Here is an 18,307-nt window from a genome sequence, read left to right as displayed (position 1 = left end):
AAGCCTAAGCGGAGGGTGCGGCAAAAACCTGTTCCACTTTCGCGACCATTTCCTCTCCATAGTTGCTGTTGCCAGTTATATTTGCAATCAAATATTCCATTTCACTATGGAAGCCATCCAGTTTAAGTTTGCCCCCATCGTTTGCTAAAAACGTTTCTAGTCCAGCCTGCAGACCTTCCTGAATGACACTCCAAGTACCTGCAGGAATGGTGATATAATGGTACCCATCTTCTTTATCAATAATATAAATAAATGATAATTGATCGGAATCAACAAGCATCTGCCCAGTAGCGGCAAAGTCCCCTAGGTCTGTCTCAAAGTCTGTAGTAAGAAGTAACTCACTATTTTCTATTTTCGCATTTGTAATTAAAATTTTTTGGCTCATTTCTTCAACCTCCATAATCTTTTTTATTTTATCATATCGAACCATTTTCTACTAAGGATTGAAGCCAATCAGATTTAACGAGATAATAAGCTTAGCTAATTTGGAAAGGACAGATAGACATGGGCCAGAATATCGAAATCGAATTTAAAAACATGCTGACTGAAGATGAATTCCACTTCCTTGAAAGATTTTTTAAAATAGAGCCGGAGCAATTTAAAAAACAGATTAATCATTATTTTGATACAAATGCCTTCACTTTGAAGGAGCATGGTTCTGCATTAAGGATCAGGGAAAAAGGGTCCAAGTTTGAAATGACTTTAAAGCAGCCCGCCGAAACAGGGCTGTTGGAAACGAATCAAATGCTTACTACTGGTCAGGCTGAGGAAGCCTTGTCATCAGGAAAACTGCCAGAAGGTGAAGTAAGAGACGCTGTTGTGAAATTAATTAAAGATACAGAGCCATTGCAATACTTCGGGTCGCTCACAACCGTGCGTGCCGAGGTTGAGTACAAAGAAGGATTGCTTGTTCTGGACCATAGTTACTATTTAAATACAGAAGATTATGAGCTAGAATATGAAGTAACGGATGAGACAGAAGGATATAAGGTTTTCTCTAAATTATTAGGAGAATTAAAAATCCCTCATAGACCAACCGATAATAAAATTAAAAGATTCTACACTAAAAAATATAATCTTTTACAAGAATAGACCAGGCAGGAGACTCATGATGAATGTTGACCAGTTAAAAGTCATGCTTGAATTGCAGGCGCTCCAAAACTTCAACCAGCCGACAACCAGCCAATCTGGTAACAGCCTTTTTCAGGAAATGCTTTCCGGCATCCTCAGTGACCAAAGCAATTCTCTGGGTGCCACTGCAACAAGGCTTGAAGAGTTATTTAACAACGCGCAAACAGCGGTTGATTCTTTCGATTTAACAAAACCGAGCATTGGACAAATGCTTCCTCCTATTCAATTGACAAAAGTGGCGGCCAATAGCCATGCTGATTTTGATGGAATCATTGATAAGGCTGCTACTATGTTCAATATTCCGGCCAAACTCATTAAATCTGTCATTCAAAAGGAATCCAACTTCAATCCAAATGCCGTGAGCCATGCCGGCGCTTCAGGACTTATGCAATTGATGCCAGCGACAGCCAGAGGCCTGGGCGTTAAAAATGTATTTGACCCAGCGGAGAATATTCTCGCAGGAAGCAAATACCTCCGTCAAATGCTGGACAAGTATGACAATAACATCGAACTAGCACTTGCAGCATATAATGCTGGACCAGGAAATGTTGACAAATATGGGGGGATCCCTCCATTTAAAGAAACGCAAAACTATGTACGGAAAGTCACGGATGTCTTTTACGGATAAAAGGCACTTTAAAAGGAGAATATTCCCATCGGTTTTGACCGCCTGTCAGTGGTAACAGGCGGCCTTTTTGTGTACATTATTAGAAAAGCGCAAGGGCCTTGGTCTGCCCCGACAAGCGTTGGAGGGCCGAACGGTGAAGTCGTTCTTTGACTTCATCGGGCGGACCGAAAAGACTCGAGGGGCAAGGCGCTGGAGCTGGACATCATTACCCGTTCAAAAGGATTTATATATTCAATGACACCATTCACCGTTCAAAAGGATTTATAAATTAAATAAAGAAAAAGCCGTTTTTACAGAAGTCAAGACGATTTGTTTGAGATATAAATTTAGCATTGCTACAATAAAAAGCATAACTATCAAAGCAGAATGAAATTTCTAAAATCTATTTTAAAGGAGTTATCAATATGGTTGAGAATAAGACCTTACCATTCGAAGCCATTGGCGAAGGGACACTTCACCGGCTGGTCGATGTTTTTTACCACCGCGTTGGAATGCATCCTGATCTTGCTCCTATATTCCCGGATGATTTAACTGAAACTGCCCGAAAACAGAAGCAGTTTTTAACTCAATATTTAGGAGGCCCTTCCTTATATACCGATGAACATGGCCATCCAATGCTCCGCGCAAGACATTTGCCGTTTGAAATCACGCCGGTAAGGGCGACAGCCTGGCTTGCCTGTATGGCTGAAGCCATGGATGAAGTAGGGCTTGAGGGACCTGTAAGGGAAGACTTTTACGCAAGACTATACCTGACCGCCCAGCATATGATTAATACACCAGATGATGAAACTGGTGATAACACATGAAACTGAGTCGGGAAAACCTTTTGAGCTATGACCCATCAGAGTTTTGCCATAGCCTGGAGAAAAAACCTATCGAAATTTATATATTTGTCGACCCGCTCTGTCCGGAATGCTGGGCACTCGAACCAATCATCAAAAAGCTGCAAATCGAATACGGCAAATATTTTTCAATTCGCCATGTTTTAAGCGGCAAACTTGCCACGCTGAACATGAGCAGAAAAAAACGCTACGAAACGATCGCCGAGCTTTGGGAAAAAACAGCAAGCAGAACAGGAATGTCCTGTGACGGATCGCTGTGGTTTGAAAACCCGGTGTCATCCCCTTATTTGGCATCAATCGCCATAAAATCAGCCGAGCTCCAGGGGAGAAAGAAAGGCATCAGGTTCCTGCGCAAGCTTCAGGAAGTACTATTTCTTGAAAAACAGAATGTCTCGAACTTCGAAGTGTTAAAAAACTGCGCGAGGAGCGTGGGTTTGGACGTTGAGGAATTCGTAACCGATATTCATTCTGAAACAGCAGCAAAAGCATTTCAGTGCGATTTAAAAATAACGAATGAAATGGATGTCCAGGAAATCCCGACATTCGTCTTTTTTAACGCGAATGTTGAAGAGGAAGGTATTAAGATTACCGGTCTTTACCCATATGAGGTGTATGTCCAGATTCTGGAAGAAATGCTGCAGGAAAAACCAGAAGCATCCCATCCGCCGATTCTCGAACAATTCCTGAAGCATTACAAAATGGTCGCATCCAAGGAAGTAGCCGTTGTATATGATATAACTGTTCAACAGGCAGAGAAGGAATTAAAGAAATTAATGTTAAAACAACAAGTCGAACAAATACCCGCTAAATATGGAGTGTTTTGGCGATATGTTGAAGGATGACCGTGCATTTGCGCGGTCTTTTTAATTTGATTCTCGTGTAGACTGTTCCTCCAGTTCGGGGCACTGGAATATTAAGAGCAGATTGCTAGCTCGTTAAAAAGTGATTGGTCGATATATTTAAAAATCCGCCGATATATTTTTAAATGTGGTCGATAAAATCAAAATCCGCCGATATATTTCAAAATATGGTGGATAAAATTTTAAAACCGCCAATATATTTCGAGCTATGGTCTATATATTTATATTTCATCACTTCTGCTAGTGTTTTTTCACCTAAATATGTATGACTTACGCATTAATAAACAGAAAAAGGCCTTGCAGCTCTCCAACTGCAAGGCCTTTTCTCTATTTTATACGAACAAAGGGGATGGGAGAAATTTTTCACGGTCAAACAAAGGGGTAAATGTTTGCTTGTGATCAACTTCACGCTATAAATATATCATAACCCTTCCCCCTATCACAATAACCTTGTGTGTTATTTCACAATATTGTCAAATCCCATTCATGAATGCCTGGACTGAAGCATATAAATGAACTATAAAGCGATCCGGAGTGATTCAATTGGATAAACTAGGTCTTACCCTTATTGCTCTGTTCATACTATTTTCATTTATTCTTCATATTTTTGGATTAATGCATCTCCTGCCCTTGTATCTAACCTCTCCTATTCTATTTCTAGCATTATTTATTTTACTGATATATTTAAATAACCGAAAAAAGTTCAAAGGCTTCTAACTCTCTTTTCCAGGTGCCTTTCAAGATCAAGTGTCTTTTGAGGTAAAAAAACCGGCCGCAATTTCTGCGGCCGGTTTCCTTATTTTATGAAAGCAATGCTTCCATTTCGTTAAGCTTTTCTTCGAAGACCTTCAATGCATCCTCGATTGGTTTAGAACTTGTCATATCTACGCCTGCTTTTTTCAGTACTTCGATTGGATAATCTGAGCTGCCTGATTTCAAGAAATCAATATAGCGCTCAACAGCCGGCTGCCCTTCTTCAAGGATTTGTTTGCTCAGCGCTGTTGCCGCGCTGAAGCCAGTCGCATACTGGTATACATAATAATTGTAGTAGAAATGCGGGATTCTTGACCATTCAAGACCGATTTCTTCATCAATAATGATGTCCTCTTCACCGAAATACTTTTTATTGAGCTCGTAGTAATCTTTTGTTAATGAATCTGCCGTTAATGCCTCGTTATTTTGTGCCTTTTGGTGAATCATATGTTCAAATTCAGCGAACATAGTCTGTCTGAATACTGTTCCCCTGAAGCCTTCGAGGTAATGATTCAGAAGATACAGTCGCTTCTGCTCATCATCAATTGTTTTTAGCATATAGTCATTCAACAACGCTTCATTGCAAGTAGATGCCACTTCAGCAACGAAAATAGAGTAGTTACCGTAAGGATATGGCTGTGTCTTCCTGGTGTAATAGCTGTGCACGGAATGGCCGAACTCGTGAGCCAGCGTAAACAAGTTATTAACATTGTCCTGCCAGTTCATCAGGATATATGGATTAGTGCCATACGCCCCTGAAGAATAAGCTCCGCTGCGCTTTCCTTTATTCTCATAAACATCTACCCAGCGATTTTCAAATCCTTCATTCAGGATATTGTTATATTCATCTCCAAGAGGCGCTAAACCTTTTAGGACATATTCCTTTGCCTCCGCATAAGGAATCTCCATTTTCACATCCTTAACAAGCGGTGTATAAAGATCATACATATGAAGCTTATCAAGGCCTAATACCTTTCTGCGAAGCTTGACATATCGGTGCAGGAGGTGCAGATTGTCATTAACGGTATTCACAAGGTTTTCATAAACACTTTCAGGAATATTATTCGCAGAAAGCGCAGCATGTCTTGCAGATTCATATTTGCGGACCCTTGCATTGAAATTATCCTTTTTGATATTTCCGCTCAGTGTGCTGGAAAAGGTATTTTTAAAGCTGCCATATGTTTTGTACACAGCTTTGAAAGCATCTTCTCGAACCCTGCGATCTTCGCTTTCAAGGAAACGGATATAGCGGCCATGCGTGATCTCCACTTCTTCTCCGTTCTCGTCCTTGATTGAAGGGAATTCTAAATCAGCGTTGTTCAGCATTCCAAATGTATTCGAAGGTGAGCTCATTACCTCTGAAGCTTGAGCGAGGAGAGCTTCTTCTTCAGCGGATAGCACATGCGGACGCTGAAGATTGATTTCCTCCAATGCATGCTCATAAAGCTTCAACTCTTCTTTTTCATTCAAGAAGCCTTTGATCTTCTCTTCATCAACAGCCAGGACTTCCGGCACGATGAAGGCAAGTGCACTTGCTGCTTGAGAATACAGATTCTTGATGCGGTCATCAAGCCCCTGATAAAATGAATTCGTTGTATCCTGGTCATAGCGCATGTGCGCGTATGTATAAAGTCGTCCTAGACGCTCAAGCAATTTATCCTGCAACTGGAGCGCACTGTAAAGTTGTTCAGCACTTTCACCAAGCTTGCCTTGATACTCCTGAACAGAAGGAATCAATCCTTTAACTTCATTGAATTCTTTTTCCCATTGCTCATCAACCGCAAAAATATCCTCAAGTCTCCAAGTATTCTCTGCAGAAACCTCGTCCCTTGCTGGTAATTTCTTTACCGTAGATTCGTTTGACATATAGATCCTCCTTACAACATTTCGGAATTCGAAAAACTTTTCTAGTAACATATATTCGATAATGGTTTCTTATTTCCTTCTATAAAATTAAATAAGGAAAAAGTTTTTCTTTTTCGTGAGTTTGCATTCTAACTACCCTATTTTACGCAGTTATATCACATTTCATGTTAGTGGGAATATTGATTGTGTAATTTCATTTCGGTACTTGGTGAATAAGTTGGCTTCTGCATTGATTTGTTCGTTAATTGAACCTGGGACAATAATTTCCCGGAGTACTCTCACTGTACCTGAATCGATTCTTTCCAAGAATGATACCTTTGTTAAAAGTAATACATATTCAGCAAGAGCGTACCAATGGTCTCTTTGTCCAGCAACAGGCAGGGTTCGTAGTTTGATTTCTTTCCTGCTTAATCGCCTATTAAAGGCTTCCCGGATATTCGCATAAATTATTATGTCCCCCTTTTGATAATGCCGGAATACATCTAGGTATAAGAATGTCTGCCATATGAGTGAAGGTGTTTCAATATAGGGGCTAGAGCGGATAGGAAGGCCGATTTCGGCTGGAAGTGTGAGAAGGCTTAGGTGATTGCGATAGAGTTCTTTCAGGAATGGATTTTGCCATGCTCCTGGGGAAGTTAAGTAGCGGGATTTAAGCTTTTGATTTTCAGCTTGCCAAGTCTTCAATATGGGGAATGGTTTATCGATTGGGCTCAGTAGCTCCTCTATTGAATAGTGATTAAGTGAGTTCACTATAAGATTCGTGATTGTCTTCTTTGAAGTGATTGGAATGGCACCATTCAGATTGATGAATTGCCCTGAAATCGGACAAAAAGCCGGGATATTCCATGAGTGCCTTGTCTGCCTAGTGAAGAGATAGAGGAAGTTATTGATTGATACAACATTATTTTTCTTGCGCCTGACCAATGTCTCTGCAGCAACCCAAATTGGTATTACACCATAATGCAAATAAGTTCTGGTCCTTTTTTCAAAAATCTCTTCAGGTATAACTGAACATTGGAATTCAATCGCATATTTTTGGTTTTGCAACTTGAAAGCAATGTCGGGTTTCTGCTTCATTTGTTGGTCAAATTGCTCAAGTTCAGCATTGATTCCTTGCTTTTTCAGCCAATTGAAGAGCTGAAGCTTTCCAGAAAGATGATATTCAGATTCACGATCATACTCATATTGGCAGCTGCCTCCCGCCAAATGAGAAAAGTGCCAAATCTTCTTGCTCCCCAGTTTCATAACCACCTCTTCACCACATTCCGGACAGTGGAACTTTTCAGTCGATCTAATTCCTATTAAATCACTTTTTTCCCACCTTTCACCCAGGGATAGCTTTTCACCATTACTTTTATTCGCAACTAGCACATTCTTTGCGCCTCCCTTCACCATGAACATATTCTAGTCTATTGAGCTAATACCTTTTTAATAGGAAAAAGTTTATAAAACGTTCACAATAAATAAGAAAAGCGCAAGCGCCTTGGTCAGCCCCGACAAGCGCTGGAGGGCCGACCAGTGAAGTCGCTCTTTGACTTCATTGGCAGGACCGAAATCGAAAAGTATAGCCGACTGTCCAGGAACGCAGAAACTGGAGACTCCGACAAAGAAGCGCTTTTTGCTTCTGCCGGCGGTGTTGAAGTTTTGGAGTTTCTAGGAGGCGACACTAGACAAGCGACTCGAGGGGCTAGGCGCTGGAGCTAGACACTTATCTAAGTGAAAAAAATTTATACTTTCTTATTCATTAAAATAACCCGGATTTGCATCCGGGCATCTAAAGCATCGGCGACAACAGTCTCGACGTGGATTCGAGAAGTCTGTAGCCAATGTGGCGTTTGCTGAAATCATCCATGATAATTTCAGTTGAGTCAAGTACATCGTTTTTATATTCTTTAACCAGTTTCGCAGTGCTGCTAGTTTTATAAAGGAAGGCGTTGACTTCGAAATTCAGGTGGAAACTTCTCATGTCCATATTGGATGTACCGATGGAAGCAAGCTCACCATCAACGATGACGATTTTGCTGTGCATAAAGCCCTTTTCGTATTCATAAATCTTTGCACCGGCTTCAAGCAGTTCTGGAAAATACGATCTCGAAGCATAGAATACGATTTTTTTATCTGGCCGCTTTGGCACAAGAAGCCTGACATCCAGGCCACTGAGAGCCGCAACTTTAATTGCGCTGAAAATGTCTTCATCCGGGATGAAATAAGGCGAAGCAATCCAAACTGACTTATCAGCTGAGGAAATCATCGAAAAGAAGATATTCTTTATGACACTCCATTCGTTGTCAGGTCCTCCGGCAATCATTTGAACCCCTCCATGAGTGTTAGCCTGCAGGGCTGGCGAGAGATAATCCGACGTCAAAAAGCTTTTGTTCGTCATGTAATACCAATCTTGAAGGAAGATCAGCTGGAGACTGCGAACTGCTTCTCCTTTAGCCATTAGATGAGTGTCACGCCAAAAACCGAATCCTTTGTCCCTGCCAAGGTATTCATCCCCAATATTCAAGCCACCAACAAAGCCAACGGTCCCATCAATGACAATGATTTTCCTGTGATTCCTGAAATTGAATTTACTGTTCAGGAACGGCAGACGGACGGGACCAAATTCAACCACTTCTACCCCTGCTTCACTCAAGTCAGAAATATACTCTTTCGAGAGCTTCCAGGATCCAACGGAATCAAAAAGGAACCTGACCTTTACACCTTTTCTTGCTTTGCTGATCAAAACTTCCTTAATTTCATCACCAATTTTATCGTGTCGAACAATGTAATATTCCATATGAATATGGTGGGTAGCTTTTTTTAGCTCTTCAAGGATATGGCTAAAGGTCTCATCACCATTTGTCAGTACCTTTGTGGAGGTAGCAAAGGAGATAGGGCTGTTTCCGAGCTTCTGGGCAAGGGTAAACAAGCGGCGATGGTCCTCTTCCATTTCGAGCATCCTCGCTTTGTTGACCCTTTCTGAGTCTCCTTCAATTTTTGAAAAAGCCTTTTTATCAAGGAAGTATTTGCGCCGAAACATCTTTTCCTTGCGTTTATTCCTGCCGAACAATAGATAAAAAATAAAACCGACAACCGGGAAGCCGCCAAGCACGACAATCCAGGTCAAGGTCTGGGCTGGATGACGATTCTCAAGGAATATCACAAAGCTGATGAAGATGACTGTGAGTGACATAAATATACTGATATACCCAAGATAAACTGCATCAAGTTTTTCATAAAACAAATAATAAATGCCAGCCAGAATTAATAAAAAAGTTAAGATGCGCACTGTGTTCTTCATTGTTACCACCTGTTTTCTCTCTCTGAATTGTTCCTGCAACCGGAAATAGGAACTTTAGATATATATACGTTTCTAATAAGTGAAGAGATTCATACAAATTATATCAAAAAAAGCGCAAGCGACTCGTTCAACCCCGCCATGAGGCTGGAGCTGGATTAAAAAAGCCGATTTCATCTCTGAAATCGGCCTGCAATCATGAAAAATGCTTTCTTATGACACTAAACACGTCATCTTCGATAATCTTATTACCGTATTCATCGAGACGGTGAATCGTAACTGTCGACTCCTGCCCATACTCTAGAAGAACGCTTAGAATATTGTCAATTTCCTCTTCATCTTCAAAATCCTGCTCAGGAAACTCAATGTATAAATAATACTTGTCATCATAGCTGTATAAGCTTGTTTTGACTTTGTCTATTCCAGGCCGTTTCGAGAGTGAGATGACATCTTCGAAATCCTTGAAATACAGCAGGAATTCTAAGTCATCCTCGAAGGCTTGATCAGCATCCTCAATCCCTTTAGGATTGAATTGGTGGTCAAGCAGCTCTTCGATTCGTTCATCGACTGGCAGATCCTTCAGTTTATCGTTTGGAAGCGGCAGTTCAAACTTAGGGCCGTCCTTCGATAGCTGCGCCTTAGTAACTAAAACCTCCAGACCTTTTTCAAGGGCCTGAACCTGTATCCACAAAGGACCTTCAACGGCAAACTCTTCCTCGGCATGGACTTCATCCATCATCTCCCAGAAAAGCTCTTCGCTGCGGTCACGGTTATACCAGATTTCCTCCCGGTCAAATCCGCGCTCTTCTATGTCCATATATGAAATATAGAACTTAACCGTATTCTCATTAATACGTTCGATTTCCATTCGCTTTCTCTCCCTTCCAGGCAAAGATTTGAAGGGACTAAATACCCCCAAAAAAGCAGTTGGTCTTTATTATTTACCCTTAATAAATAAGCCTAAATCACCTTGATTTACAAAGGGACTGTGTAAAAAGAAATAAACGATCTTGTACTTTTATTTTATGTTATATTAAGCCATTTTGGAAACAAAATATACACCCATTTTTTATAAAAGGGAAATGTTTAATTTTGTATGGATCGACTTACTGTTGAATTAGGCTGCTGTATAGGCACGAATGCGCTGCTTTTTTCACAGAATTCTCTCCCCTTCAGCTACAATCAGCCAAATTACCCCAAATGTTATTTGGTTTTAATATACTATAAATTTTAAAGTATTCTTTATATTTTAGCAGAACTGCACCTATATTTCAATTTGTCTGCACGGCCATGATTTTTTGGATATGTTCTTTTATAGAGGCTGTTTTCGTAAAGATTGTTGTTAAAAACCTAAAGCCGATTTTAACGTAATATATACCCATTTTCCAGGTCGGTATAAAGTTTGCATGCTCTTTTTTCATTAGAAACGTCAACTTTCGGAAGGGATATAGATAATTCAATCCAATTTTGTATTCAATAGCATCAAAGTGTGAGAAAAGAGCCTTTATAGAAAATAAAAAGCCCCCAAAAGGGAGCTTAGTTTTGTTATATTTAATTGACTAAACGCTGAGCCTCGCGCAACTGGAAAGTACGCACTTTACGCGGCAGGAATCGTCTGATTTCGTCTTCATTGTATCCAACCTGCAGGCGCTTTTCATCAATGATGATCGGACGGCGAAGCAAGCCAGGATTTTCTTTGATAACCTCAAACAGTTCTTGTAGAGGCATGGTTTCCAAATTCACATCAAGCTTTTGGAAAGTCTTCGAGCGGGTAGAAATAATCTCATCCGTTCCATCTTCGGTCATTCGAAGAATTTCTTTTATTTCATCGATAGATAATGGCTCTGAGAATATGTTTCTTTCACTATATGGAATCTCATGTTCTTCAAGCCATGACTTTGCCTTTCTGCAAGAGGTACAACTTGGTGAAGTGTATAAAGTGACCATTGGTAATTCACACTCCCTTAGATTTACTTATATTATTTGCTTTAAATGAGCTGTCATTTCTTAAATAATAATAAGTTTAATTTTATAATTCATATTGTTTATTATACACTATGGATTTAATAAAAGGTATCCCTTTTCATAATTTATCCCGGGTATTTATGTAAGGATATTTTTACTCTTCTCTATATATAACGAACGAAATAGAAAAAAGTTTCAATATTATTTATATTTTCATCACCCTTTGATCTAAATCTATATAAATATTCGTACAATTCTACTTGTTTGTGTCCGTTAGACTTTCATTTTCATAACTTAATTATATTTACCCGATTGCAAAAGACTTAAACCCATTTATTTTAAAAAAGTTTTATTCTCATTTAATTCAACCAAAATGAAAACGCAACCATGTTAAAACAATGGTTGCGCTCTTGATTTAGATATCCTGGAGCAAATCATCCCGTTTATCTTCAACAGTTAAGACTTCCTCAACTGGCTGGTAGGATTCTCCGTAAAACTTTTTATCTTTATAAGTATGAATCATATTGTAGGTCTTCTTCATCGACTCATATACTAAATCCTCTGAGGCCTCGTCCGGTGACCAATAAAGGATTTCCATCTCATTGATTTCCTTCGTTGCGAGCGACCGACGTCTGTAACCAATCGTCCTAGCATGCTCGAAGCCTTCCCGTTTGTAAAAACGAAGACGTTTTTCCGTATCCGTATCCTCATAATTAACTGGTTCAACCTCAAGAATAATTGGTTTGCCCTTTTCCTTCAGCTTCTCTATCAGCTTATGGCCTAGTCCCTGACCTCGCGTCGTCTTAGAGACAAAAAGGTAATCGATGAAAACAAAATCATCAGTTTCAACGTACATGAGGACATGCCCGGGACCTTCGTCCTTATGGTAAATCTCTGGTCTTTCCTTTAAAAGTGTTTCCATATGTTCTTTTGATTTCATTTCCTCAATCGGGAAATACTGATTTAATTTCTCATACCAATGCATTGCTTATCTCCTTTTTATTTTTATTCCTTCCTGATAAGCACCCAGCTTTTCTTATATAATCATGATCATAATACTTGTATTATTTTTTCTTTATAAAGTTCTTTTAATACACCGGCAATTCTTTTAAAATAAAGATGTACGGGGATCATGAATTATATTTATCACAAAATCACTATCAAGACTTAGTGAAAAAAAAGGTGGAGGTTTATCATGGGCGGTTACATAATGGATTTAACTATCGTTGCTTTACTGATTGTGGGCATTACCGCGACAATTGGTGTGATTACCAATGGAGTAGGAACCAGATTCTTTAGTGGAAATAAAAGAAATGAATTCGTCGATCAATCAACTAGTTTGCAAACTGGTTGGAAAAATGTCGGCGGCAGCAAGAAGTAATCCACATCCCAATTGTTATTATAACTTATTTTGATATCGATAATCTAATGATATGAAAAGCCTGGAACGATATTTAATCATTCCAGGCTTTTTATATAGTATCAGAAAGTATTATTTTTTCACTTCGAGAATTGTCCAGCTCCAGCGCTTGTCGGGGCGACCAAGTCGCTTACGCTTATCTTACTCCCAGGTTATGGCGTGTAATCAACATTAGGTGAGTATCTGTTGCTTGCGTTCCATAATAAATATTCGTTGATTCCCTGATCCTTTAAGGCCCTGATTTGGTCTTCGACTTCCTTTTTCCCGTATACTAGGTAATTTCCACTACCTAACCAGGATGCAGTAAAATCCTGAAGCCAAGGGCGTGATACAGGCGGGGTCTTTAATTCAGCAAGTTTCTGTTTTTCCATTTTTGCGTATTCCTGAACGAGACGGTATGGCTCTGTGTCAGGCTTGGCAATTCCAAAATAAGAAGTCCAATGGCTTGGATAAATCATAGAAGAAATGACATCCACATTCTCTGATATTTTTGAGAAGTTCTGTCCGATTCCTGGTGCTTCAGGAAGTGTTGCTGTATAGCCAAAGATATCAACCGAAACTTTTACATCATATGGCTTTAGCTCTTTTCGAGCGTATGCTACGAAATCAGTCACCGCTTTAACCCTTTTTTGCACATTATCCATTTCAACATCCTTGTAGTCCCCCATGGAATATTGAAGTGTTGAGTCTCTTCGTTCGAAACCCTCAGGAAAACGCACATAATCAAATTGGATTTCCTGGAAACCCATTTTCGCTGCTTCGATTGCAATTTGAACGTTGTAATCCCAAACTTCTTTAACAAAAGGATTTACAAACGATTCTCCTCTGCCATTTTTCCAAACCTGGTTTCCATCCTTGAATGACCACTCCGGCTTCTTGTTTGCCAGTGCTGTATCTTTGAAAACTACTACCCTTGCAATAGGATATATTTGTTTTTCTTCCAAGGTTTTCAATAGTTTTTTCGGATCTTTAATATAAGGCTTTCCAATCTCTTTGAAGGAAGAATCTTCATCTGGTTTGTATGTAAGATATCCGTGGTCTTCTTTGATATCAATAACCATTGCATTTAAATCAGTCTCATCAACAAGTTTGGTAAGACTATTAAACCTCTCTCCTCCAGCTGAGTTTCCAGTTACATAGATTCCCCTTACAGCGTCAGGATATTCAAACGTGTAACCCGAGTCGAATTTAAACCTTGGCATCTGCTTTGGAATTTCCCTAACCAGTGACTGATGTTCCCTGACCGGAAGTTTTTCTGTTTCATGTGCTTTCGATTCTGCAAATGCTGTACCTCCTGTTTGTGAAAAAGAGGCAGCCAATAATGCTGCTGCTGCGATTTTTTTAAACTGCACAAACACCTCTCCTTTCAAAACGCTCACTTTAAATAGTAACTTTCTTTATAATATGAATCTATAATTCTATTTTACCCACTTTCGACAGATTTAGATATTATACATTAATATTTTTATTTGGAATTTATTACCGACCCTAAGAATCACTTTTCCTCTTCAATCAAAAAACAAAAAAAAAACGATCTCAAAATAAGAGATCGTTAAATTCATTTGACATATTGCTGCTGATATTGCTTCAGTTCTTTTTCTGAGCAATAAACATAGTGCCCAGGAACAACTTCGCGCATTTTCACTTCTTCTCCATCTGCATACTGATGTACGTTTGGATCATAGGTTTTGCGTCGTCGCGTGCGCTCAGATTCTGGATCTGGAAGCGGGATCGCAGAAAGCAATGATTGTGTGTATGGGTGAAGCGGGTTTTTGTATAGCTCTTCAGCTGTTGTTAACTCAACCAGCTTACCAAAGTACATTACACCAATTCGATCGCTGATATATTTTACCATGGAAAGATCATGTGCGATAAACAAGTATGTTAAACCTTTTTCACGCTGTAATTTCCTCATCAGGTTGACAACCTGAGCCTGGATGGAAACGTCTAGAGCGGAAATTGGTTCGTCTGCGATAATAAATTCCGGCTGCACGGCAAGGGCACGTGCAATCCCGATACGCTGCCTCTGCCCACCTGAAAACTCATGAGGATAGCGGTTGGCGTGTTCTCTATTTAAGCCAACTGTTTCAAGCAGTTCATATACCATTTCCATTCTTTCTTGCTTGCTTTTTGCCAGGCCATGAATATCGATACCCTCGGCAATAACATCGGATACTTTCATCCTTGGGTTCAAGGATGCATAAGGATCCTGGAAAATCATTTGCATACTTCTGTTGAATCTCTTTAAATCTTTTTTATTCTTCTTGCCGTGAACGTTTTCTCCCTTGTAAAGGACCTCTCCATCTGTCGCTTCATAAAGCCTGATTATTGTTCGGCCAGTCGTGGACTTACCACATCCTGATTCTCCAACCAATCCAAGAGTTTCTCCTTTAAAGATATCAAAAGTAATTCCATCAATTGCTCTTACTTCATTAGGTTGACCCATATTGAAGTATTGCTTCAGATTCTTTATTTCAAGAAGCTTTTCTCTATTTTCCATCAGCCAGTCCTCCTCTTACAGTTATTTCGTGCCCATGAATTTACGCATTCTGCTTTTCACAGCTTCCGGCGGTTCTACCTTAGGAGCATCTGGATGCAACAGCCATGTAGCAGCATAATGTGTATCAGACACTTTAAACATTGGAGGCTGTTCTTCTAAGTCAATTTGCATTGCATATTCATTACGAGGTGCAAAAGCATCACCTTTTGGCGGATGCAATAAGTTTGGCGGCGTACCAGGAATTGCGTAAAGCTCTTCATCTTTAGAATCCAGGCTTGGCATTGAACTGATCAATCCCCAAGTATAAGGATGTTGCGGATTGTAGAAGACTTCATCCACAGTACCAATTTCGACAATTTTACCACCGTACATTACTGCTACTCTATCTGCAACATTCGCAACAACACCCAGGTCGTGAGTGATGAAAATAATTGAAGTATCAATTTTTTGCTGCAAATCTTTCATAAGTTCCAAAATCTGCGCCTGGATCGTTACATCCAAAGCCGTTGTTGGCTCATCTGCAATAAGAACCTTAGGATTACATGCCAAGGCAATCGCGATAACCACCCTTTGTCTCATTCCGCCTGAGAATTGGTGCGGGTATTGTTTGACACGCAACTCAGGTTTAGGGATGCCAACCAGCTTCAAGAGTTGAACAGCACGTTCACCAGCTGCTGATTTACTCATATTTTGATGCTTGATCAATGGTTCCATGATCTGCTTTCCAACTGTCATTGTTGGATTCAAAGAAGTCATCGGATCCTGGAAAATCATCGAAATGTCCTGACCACGGATTTTTTGCATTTGTTTGTCGCTCAACTTAGCTAAGTCTTTGCCTTCAAACAAAATCTCACCTTGCTTAATTTCGGAATTGCCAGGAGGCAACAATTTCATGATTGCTTTAGTCGTTACTGATTTACCTGATCCCGACTCACCAACTATTGCAAGGGTTTCTCCCTTTTTCAGTTCAAAGTTCACACCGCGGATCGCTTTAACTTCGCCCGCGAATGTATGGAAGGAGATATTTAAATCTTTAACTTCTAAAATATTTTCCATAATACATTCACCTGCCCCTTAATCGCGCATTTTCGGATCAAGCGCATCGCGCAATCCGTCTGCCAGCATATTGAACGTAATCATGATGATACTGATGATAATAGCTGGAATTATCATCTCATGAGGGTGCAATCTTAGCACTTTAAAACCTTCATCAATCAATGTACCGAGTGATGCATACGGATCCTGAAGACCTAGTCCAATAAAGCTCAGGAACGCTTCAAAGAATACCGCATTTGGAATCGTGAACATTGTATTGATAATGATGACACCAGCAAGGTTTGGCAATAAGTGTTTGGAGATGATTTTGCCATCGCTGTTTCCGAGAGTTTTAGAAGCGAGTACAAACTCCTGTTCCTTAAGCTTCAGCGTCTGAGCACGTACTACACGGGCCATACCTACCCAACCTGTAATCGTCAAGGCAACAGTGATGGAAATAATACCAGGCTTCAACACAAGGATCATTAAGATAACAACAATCATCGTCGGAATACCTACTAGGATTTCGGTAATCCTCTGCATCACGTTATCTAACCTTCCACCGAAATAACCTGATATTGCGCCATACGCAACACCAATTATCATATCAATTACTGCGGCCAAAAGCGCAATGTACAAGGAGATTTGCGTTCCTTTCCAGACACGTGTGAATAAGTCACGTCCTAACGCATCGGTACCAAACCAATAGTACTCTTCTACTTTTTTGACTTCATACATATCGATTTCTTTTCCTGCTTTATTTACCTTTATACCGTCAAACGGAAGCCAGCTGATATTTTCTAGCCCCTGAATTTTAGGTGGCAAATTGTTATGCCTTACATTTTGAGTATCGAATTCCTTGCCGCTGATCACTGGTCCAAGGAATGCCATAATGATCAATATTGCCATAACGATCAAACTTACTAGCGCACCTTTATTTTTGCGGACACGCATCCAAGCATCCTGCCAGAAGGTTAAGCTAGGCTTATTAATTTCCTCGCTCTTGGCCGAATCGATCTCCGCCGGCCTAAAACGATCTTTTGGAATTTTCGTTTCAAAGTCAGCCATTACTTATTACCTCCAGAAAGCCTGATGCGTGGATCGATGATTCCATAGAGAATATCCACAACAAGGATGATAACTACAAATAATACAGCAAATAAAAGAGTTGTTCCCATGATAACAGGGTAATCATTAAGTGTAATTGATGCAACGAACTGCTCGCCAAGACCAGGAATCGCGAAAATCTTTTCAATTACTAGTGAACCCGTCATCAATGAGATTGCCAAAGGTCCTAAAACTGTAACCAAAGGAATTAGCGCGTTCCTTAAAGCATGCTTAAAGGCAATCTCAAAGAAACTTGCACCCTTAGCTTTTGCCAGCATGATATAGTCAGAACCTAAAACCTCAATCATTTCGGTTCTCATGAATCGGGCAGCGATAGCGATCGGCAGCATGGACAGAGCTATTGTTGGAAGGATTGTGTACTCAAATCCTCGCCAGAAAAGTACCGGGAACCAACCAAGTTTAACCCCGATATAATATTGAAGTAATCCAGCAAACACGAAGTTTGGTATGGATTTACCCAATACAGCTATAAACGTTGAACTATAGTCAACCCATGTATTTTGTCTTAATGCCGCAAATATCCCGAGTAAAATACCGACAATCGTACCTAAAATCATTGCTTGTGCACCTAGCTGCATGGAAGGGCCAAGACGGCCAACAATCATATCTGTAACAGACCTGTTATTGAATTGAAAGGAAACCCCTAAATCCCCTTGCACCAAGTTTCCAAGATACTTCGCATACTGCACAGGTACCGGCTGGTCAAGACCATATTTCGCTTTCATGATTTCCATTTGTGCCGGGCTCAATTTGTTCGCACTAGCAAAAGGCGTACCTGGGATGATCTTCATTAAGAAAAATGTTAAGGACGCAATGATGAAAAGAGTCAAAAACATATAAAGTACCCTTTTTAACAGGTATTTTGCCATATCTGTGCACCTCCTGTATTATTTCAA

Annotated in this window: 18 protein-coding genes; 6 read left to right on the top strand and 12 right to left on the bottom strand. The window is 40.0% G+C overall.

The features are described from left to right. Window positions 1-4: 4 nt before the first annotated feature. Window positions 5-385: a UPF0738 family protein gene (locus CD004_RS05755; protein WP_233434949.1), complete on the bottom strand. Its 381-nt coding sequence runs from the start codon at window positions 383-385 to the stop codon at window positions 5-7. A 119-nt stretch (window positions 386-504) separates the two neighbouring features. Between CD004_RS05755 and CD004_RS05750 the strand changes: the two genes are divergently transcribed. From CD004_RS05750 to CD004_RS05735, 4 genes are all read left to right on the top strand, one after another. Next, entirely contained in the window at window positions 505-1,092 is a 588-nt protein-coding gene (locus tag CD004_RS05750; protein ID WP_102261888.1) for a CYTH domain-containing protein, read from the top strand. Between the two features lie 19 nt (window positions 1,093-1,111). After that, window positions 1,112-1,759 carry a lytic transglycosylase domain-containing protein gene (locus CD004_RS05745; protein ID WP_102261887.1) on the top strand — a complete coding sequence of 216 codons (648 nt, stop codon included), beginning with the start codon at window positions 1,112-1,114 and terminating at the stop codon, window positions 1,757-1,759. Window positions 1,760-2,163: 404 nt separating this feature from the next. Further along, window positions 2,164-2,565 carry a globin domain-containing protein gene (locus tag CD004_RS05740; RefSeq protein WP_102261886.1) on the top strand — a complete coding sequence of 134 codons (402 nt, stop codon included), beginning with the start codon at window positions 2,164-2,166 and terminating at the stop codon, window positions 2,563-2,565. Beyond that, window positions 2,562-3,443 (top strand): ClpXP adapter SpxH family protein, encoded by an 882-nt coding sequence (locus CD004_RS05735; protein WP_102261885.1) that lies wholly within the window; start codon window positions 2,562-2,564, stop codon window positions 3,441-3,443. The genes CD004_RS05740 and CD004_RS05735 overlap by 4 nt, the downstream gene beginning before the upstream one ends. Window positions 3,444-4,262: 819 nt before the next feature. On the opposite strand, the gene pepF is transcribed toward CD004_RS05735, so the two are convergent. After that, window positions 4,263-6,080, bottom strand: coding sequence for an oligoendopeptidase F (gene pepF / locus CD004_RS05730; protein ID WP_102261884.1), 1,818 nt, complete (start codon window positions 6,078-6,080; stop codon window positions 4,263-4,265). A gap of 162 nt (window positions 6,081-6,242) precedes the next feature. Continuing rightward, window positions 6,243-7,451, bottom strand: coding sequence for a competence protein CoiA (locus CD004_RS05725; protein ID WP_158651491.1), 1,209 nt, complete (start codon window positions 7,449-7,451; stop codon window positions 6,243-6,245). A gap of 147 nt (window positions 7,452-7,598) precedes the next feature. Here CD004_RS05725 and CD004_RS05720 point away from each other — a divergent pair, with 147 nt between their 5' ends. Then, a complete protein-coding gene (locus CD004_RS05720) occupies window positions 7,599-7,784 on the top strand; it encodes a hypothetical protein (protein WP_102261882.1) in 186 nt (61 codons plus the stop codon). 70 nt (window positions 7,785-7,854) lie between these two features. Here CD004_RS05720 and cls read toward each other — a convergent pair whose 3' ends face one another. The 4 genes from cls to CD004_RS05700 form a co-directional block, all read right to left on the bottom strand. Next, entirely contained in the window at window positions 7,855-9,366 is a 1,512-nt protein-coding gene (gene cls, locus CD004_RS05715) for a cardiolipin synthase (protein ID WP_102261881.1), read from the bottom strand. Window positions 9,367-9,559: 193 nt separating this feature from the next. Beyond that, window positions 9,560-10,231, bottom strand: a complete 672-nt coding sequence (gene mecA, locus CD004_RS05710; RefSeq protein WP_102261880.1) for an adaptor protein MecA — start codon at window positions 10,229-10,231, stop codon at window positions 9,560-9,562. Window positions 10,232-10,914: 683 nt separating this feature from the next. Next, entirely contained in the window at window positions 10,915-11,310 is a 396-nt protein-coding gene (gene spxA / locus CD004_RS05705; RefSeq protein ID WP_102261879.1) for a transcriptional regulator SpxA, read from the bottom strand. Window positions 11,311-11,743: 433 nt separating this feature from the next. After that, window positions 11,744-12,313: a GNAT family N-acetyltransferase gene (locus CD004_RS05700; RefSeq protein WP_102261878.1), complete on the bottom strand. Its 570-nt coding sequence runs from the start codon at window positions 12,311-12,313 to the stop codon at window positions 11,744-11,746. A gap of 210 nt (window positions 12,314-12,523) precedes the next feature. Here CD004_RS05700 and CD004_RS05695 point away from each other — a divergent pair, with 210 nt between their 5' ends. Continuing rightward, entirely contained in the window at window positions 12,524-12,709 is a 186-nt protein-coding gene (locus tag CD004_RS05695; protein ID WP_041968165.1) for a hypothetical protein, read from the top strand. Window positions 12,710-12,900: 191 nt separating this feature from the next. Here the strand turns inward: CD004_RS05695 and CD004_RS05690 are convergent, their stop codons facing one another. The 5 genes from CD004_RS05690 to opp3b all read right to left on the bottom strand — a co-directional run bounded on the left by CD004_RS05690 (window position 12,901) and on the right by opp3b (window position 18,280). After that, the gene (locus tag CD004_RS05690; protein ID WP_226675748.1) at window positions 12,901-14,100 is read right to left on the bottom strand and encodes a putative glycoside hydrolase; all 1,200 of its coding nucleotides are present in this window, start codon (window positions 14,098-14,100) and stop codon (window positions 12,901-12,903) included. A gap of 206 nt (window positions 14,101-14,306) precedes the next feature. Continuing rightward, complete coding sequence (locus tag CD004_RS05685) at window positions 14,307-15,248, bottom strand: ABC transporter ATP-binding protein (RefSeq protein ID WP_102261877.1); 942 nt, start codon at window positions 15,246-15,248, stop codon at window positions 14,307-14,309. 21 nt (window positions 15,249-15,269) lie between these two features. Then, the gene (locus CD004_RS05680) at window positions 15,270-16,304 is read right to left on the bottom strand and encodes an ABC transporter ATP-binding protein (protein WP_102261876.1); all 1,035 of its coding nucleotides are present in this window, start codon (window positions 16,302-16,304) and stop codon (window positions 15,270-15,272) included. An 18-nt stretch (window positions 16,305-16,322) separates the two neighbouring features. Continuing rightward, a complete protein-coding gene (gene opp3C, locus CD004_RS05675; RefSeq protein ID WP_102261875.1) occupies window positions 16,323-17,351 on the bottom strand; it encodes an oligopeptide ABC transporter permease in 1,029 nt (342 codons plus the stop codon). After that, window positions 17,351-18,280, bottom strand: coding sequence for an oligopeptide ABC transporter permease (gene opp3b, locus CD004_RS05670; protein ID WP_102261874.1), 930 nt, complete (start codon window positions 18,278-18,280; stop codon window positions 17,351-17,353). Before opp3b ends, opp3C begins: the two co-directional genes overlap by 1 nt. Window positions 18,281-18,307 lie beyond the last annotated feature (27 nt).

Source organism: Mesobacillus jeotgali, assembly GCF_002874535.1.
Lineage (GTDB): Bacteria > Bacillota > Bacilli > Bacillales > Cytobacillaceae > Mesobacillus > Mesobacillus jeotgali.
Note: the sequence above shows the minus strand (reverse complement) of the source record. Positions and strands in the feature narration are given on the sequence as shown.